This is a genomic window from Pyxidicoccus fallax (genome assembly GCF_012933655.1).
Taxonomy (GTDB): Bacteria; Myxococcota; Myxococcia; order Myxococcales; family Myxococcaceae; genus Myxococcus; species Myxococcus fallax.
In genome coordinates, this window is the sequence record NZ_JABBJJ010000675.1 from 1 (window position 1) to 1,933 (window position 1,933).

3 protein-coding genes are annotated in these 1,933 nt (G+C 68.9%); 2 read left to right on the forward strand and 1 reads right to left on the reverse strand.

Features of this window, described 5'->3' with window-relative positions; all coding sequences use genetic code 11:
• Positions 1-153 precede the first annotated feature (153 nt).
• Positions 154-453 (forward strand): hypothetical protein, encoded by a 300-nt coding sequence (locus HG543_RS53390; RefSeq protein ID WP_169352638.1) that lies wholly within the window; start codon positions 154-156, stop codon positions 451-453.
• Complete coding sequence (locus HG543_RS53395) at positions 450-626, forward strand: hypothetical protein (RefSeq protein ID WP_169352637.1); 177 nt, start codon at positions 450-452, stop codon at positions 624-626. Before HG543_RS53390 ends, HG543_RS53395 begins: the two co-directional genes overlap by 4 nt.
• A gap of 23 nt (positions 627-649) precedes the next feature.
• Here HG543_RS53395 and HG543_RS53400 read toward each other — a convergent pair whose 3' ends face one another.
• A complete protein-coding gene (locus HG543_RS53400) occupies positions 650-1,846 on the reverse strand; it encodes an ABC transporter substrate-binding protein (RefSeq protein WP_169352639.1) in 1,197 nt (398 codons plus the stop codon).
• Positions 1,847-1,933: the final 87 nt, after the last annotated feature.

Below are 1,933 nucleotides of genomic sequence, written 5' to 3' on the forward strand. Positions count from 1 at the left end.
GTGGGAGACGGGGGAGACGGCGCCGCTGGAGCCGAGGGGCGTCTCGTTCGAGGTGAGCCACGGTCCGTTGCAGGGCCGGGTGGTGTTGCGCGAGCAGCCCTCGCGGGTGGGGGTGGAGATGCAGCTCACCCTGCTACGGCGAGGGGCGGTGCCATGAGGGAGTCGATGATGGGTGCATCGAGGATGGAGCGCTGGGGCTGCGTCGCCGTGGCCTGCCTGGGGCTGTGGCTCTCCAGTGTGGCGGAGGCCGCGGGGCGGAAGACCTGCGAGGAAGACTGCGAAGCGGACGTGAAGGAGTGCCTGGACTACTGCGAGGAGAACGCGGGGAAGGCCGCGTCGCTGTGCCGGCAGCCCTGCAACAGCATTCGCAAGCCGTGCCTGGAGGAGTGCAAGCAGCCTCCGCCGAAGTCCCCGCCGTCCCCGGCGCCCGAGTCTCGTGGAGGTGCGAAGTGAAGGCCCTGCTCCGTCAGCGCTCCCGTGGCCAGTCCATGGTGGAGTACTCCGTCGTCACCGCGGCGATGTTCGGCTTCACGGTGATGGGCTGGCCGTTCCTGGTGCAGCTGCTCAACGGGCTGCACCGGTACTTCAACTCCATCTATTACATCATCCAGTCGCCCGTGCCCTGAGGCACGGGCGGCCGGCCCCGCCGCTACGGCTTCACGGTGGTGACGAACTCCGCCTTGCCGCCGGAGACCTTGAGCACCACGGCCTCCTTCACGGCGTCGCGGTTGGCATCCAGCGTGATGCGGCCCGAGACGCCCGGGAAGTCCTTCGTCTGCGCAATCGCGTCGCGCAGGGCCGGGCCGCTCAGGTCCGGGGCGCGCTTCATGGCCTCAATCGCCACGCGAGCCGCGTCGTACGCCAGCACGCCCACGCTGTCCGGCACGGCGCCGTAGGCCTCCTTGTACTTCTTCAGGAACTGCTGAAGCGTCGGGTCCGGGTTGTCCGGCGAGTAGTGGTTGGAGAAGTAGCTGCCCTCCAGCGCGGACCCGCCCAGCTCGTACAGCTTGTCGGAGTCCCAGCCGTCCCCGCCCAGCAGCGGCACCTTCAGCCCCACCTCGCGCGACTGCCGCGCGATGATGCCCACGTCCGTGTAGTACCCCGGCACGAACACCCCGTCCGGCTTGAGCTGCTTGATGGCCGTCAGCTGCGCCCGGAAGTCCGTGTCACCCTTCGAGTAGCTCTCGTCCGCGACAATCTCCCCACCCAGCGCCTTGAAGCTCTTGATGAACACGTCCGCCAGGCCCATGGAGAACGCGGCCTTGTTGTCGCGCAGCACCGCCACCTTCGCCAGCTTCAGGTTCTCCCGGGCGAACTTCGCCATCACCAGCCCCTGGAAGTCGTCGATGAAGCAGACGCGGAAGATGTAGTCGCCCTTCTTCGTCACCTCGGGGCTGGTGGACGTGGGCGTAATCATCGGCACCTTCGCCGCCTGCGCCTTCTCCGCCATCGCCATCGACACCGACGAGGCCGCCTCGCCCAGGATGGCCACCACCTTGTCCTGGGTGATGAGCCGCGTCGCCGCCTGCGCGCCCTCCTCGGGGCGGCCCTGGCTGTCATACACGCGCACGGCCAGCTTCTTGCCCTTCACGCCGCCCGCCGCGTTCGCCTCGTTGATGGCCAGCTCGATGCCGTTGCGCGCGGAGATGCCGAACGTCGCCTCCGGGCCCGTCAGGCTGCCAATCTCGCCCAGGAGGATGGTGTTGGCGTCGTTGGTGGGCGCGGCCCCACCGGCGGCACTCGGCTGGCCGCCCGGCGAGGGTGCCGACGGCGCGGGCGTGGACTTCTTCTCGCAAGCCACCACGGCCAGGGCCAGCGTGGCGAGCAGCATCAGGGGACGACGCATCTTGGGGATTCCTCCAGGGGAGCGAACGCTCCGCACCCTAACCCCGTCCCCGCCCACACGGGCCTGTCTCGTATACACATCTGACGC